General features: G+C 73.2%; 2 protein-coding genes. One reads left to right on the top strand and one right to left on the bottom strand.

Annotation, left to right across the window (positions count from 1 at the left end; all coding sequences use genetic code 11):
- Positions 1-147: 147 nt before the first annotated feature.
- Entirely contained in the window at positions 148-699 is a 552-nt protein-coding gene (locus AB0D29_RS38700) for a GNAT family N-acetyltransferase (RefSeq protein ID WP_362860528.1), read from the top strand.
- 39 nt (positions 700-738) lie between these two features.
- On the opposite strand, the gene AB0D29_RS38695 is transcribed toward AB0D29_RS38700, so the two are convergent.
- Positions 739-2,074 (bottom strand): type VI secretion protein (locus AB0D29_RS38695; RefSeq protein WP_362860527.1); only part of this gene is annotated, 1,336 nt, incomplete at its 5' end.

Raw genomic sequence — 2,074 nt, 5'->3', positions numbered from 1 at the left:
GGGGACCCTGTGGGAGAGTAGGACGCCGCCGAACAATCATTGCGGGAAGCCCCGCACCAAGCCTTCGGGCTCGGTGCGGGGCTTTTCTGCGTTTATACGGATGAAGTCCGCGTGGTCTGCTGGTTATGATCGGCGACTATGAGTGATATCCAGCATGTGATACGTCCGGTGCGCGAAGACGAGTGGGAGAAGGTCAGGGATCTGCGGATCGACTCGCTCCGGGATCCCGTGGCTCCCATTGCCTTCCTCGACACCGCCGAGCTCGCCGAGGCCAGGTCGGACAGCTTCTGGCAGGAGCGCACTGCCGGCGCCGCTTCGGGGCGGGCCGTGCGGCAGTTCGTGGCCGAAGGGCCCGACGGGGTGTGGAACGGCTCCGTGACCGTACTGGTCGAGGAGCTCGGCACCACCGACTTCCTCGACCGTGAGATCGAGACGCCCCAGGGCCACGTCGTGGGCGTGTTCGTCCGCGAGGGCCTGCGGGGGACCGGGGTGGCCGAGGAGCTGTTCCGGGCCGGGCTGGAGTGGGCCTGGTCGCTGGAGGGGCCCGCGCTGGAACGCGTACGGCTCTACGTGCACGAGCGGAACGAGCGGGCGCAGGCCTTCTACCGGCGCATCGGCTTCCAGGACAGCGGTGTGCGGGTGCCGTTGGAGAGCGACCCGTCCGCCAAGGAGCTGGAGTTCGTGATCCCGAGGCCTTGAGCCGGGGCTGGTCTTAGGGGCAGGGCTCGGGGGGAGGGCTCAGGGCAGGTCCGCGTCGGGCCAGCGGGAGCGGGCCTGTTCGCGGCTGCGGCACATTGCCAGGAGGGGGAGGGCCTCCTGGGCCAGGAGCTCCGGGAGCTGGGGGATCGGGGCCACCGCGGCCACGTCGTCCAGGACCAGGGACAGTGGTGGGTCGAGCCGACCGTGGGATGACCGTGCGGCCATGCGGCGGCCGTGCTCGACCACGTGCGAGGCGAGTGCGGTCAGCAGGGGCATCGCACCCGGGTGGGTGCGGGGATCCTCCAGAGGCTCACCCACCATGTAGAGGGTGCCCCCTTCGGTCACGAACGATGCCAAGGTGAGTGCATCTGTTCGGTTCGGATTGCAGGCCTCGCGGATGTGGATCGAGGTCAGGCAGGAGAGGGCCCGGGCCGTCAGGTTCTGGGCCAGTTCCCGGCGTTCGGGGTGGGCGGTGAGGGCGCTCTCCAGCTCGCCGGCCGCGCCGGGGGCGGCCTGGGGGTGGGTGCGCAGGATGCGGACCGGGTCCTGGGCGCTGTTGCCCTGGGCCCAGCGGTGGAGCTGCTTGAACGGGCGGCCGTCGAGGGCGACGGCTTGGAGCCAGCTGCGCAGGAGCGTTTCCGCGGTGTCGGCGACCGCCGCGTCCATGCGGGCCTGTGGACGTACGGGGGCGAGCAGGGCGATCGCGCGTGCGGCGGCGGTGTCGCGGTCGGCGCAGCCGTCGGCGGGGTTCCAGTGCATGCGGGCCGGGGTGTCGCACAGGTGCGAGGGATCGTAGAGGAGGACCGGGCCGAGTTTGGCGCGGGCGTCCTTGGTCTCGGCCCAGAGGGCGGGGGAGGAGGTCACGACGAGGGCTGCGCCGGTCGCTTCGCGGATGCGGTGGGTGGCGGTGCGGAGGCGGTCGTGGGGGGCGGCGTAGGTGAGGCCGTGCGCCGGGGCGGTGGTGGCCGTTGTGGCTGCGGTGGCTGCCGCCGGCGCGGGGGCGTAGCCGAAGCCGTAGCGGTAGGCCTCGTCGGACGGTGCGGCGGAGCCGCTGGGGGCGCTGCCCCCGGACCCCCGCGCCTCGAACGCCGGCGGGGCTGGGATGGGCTGGGCTGATGTGGCTGGTGCGGGCGGGGCGCTGGCCCCGGACCCCCGTGCCTCGAACGCCGGCGGGGCTGGAGTGGGGGGCTTAGCTGGGGTGGCCGCTGCGGGTGGGCTGCTGGGGGCGCTGCCCCCGGACCCCCGCGCCTCAAACGCCGGCGGGGCTGGAATGGGGGGCTTAGCTGGGGTGGCCGCTGCGGGTGGGCTGCTGGGGGCGCTGCCCCCGGACCCCCGCGCCTCAAACGCCGGCGGGGCTGGAGGGTTCGGGGTGGGC

It is taken from the genome of Streptomyces sp. NPDC048424, assembly GCF_040651555.1.
Lineage (GTDB): Bacteria > Actinomycetota > Actinomycetes > Streptomycetales > Streptomycetaceae > Streptomyces.
This window is presented reverse-complemented; position numbering and strand designations above follow the sequence as displayed.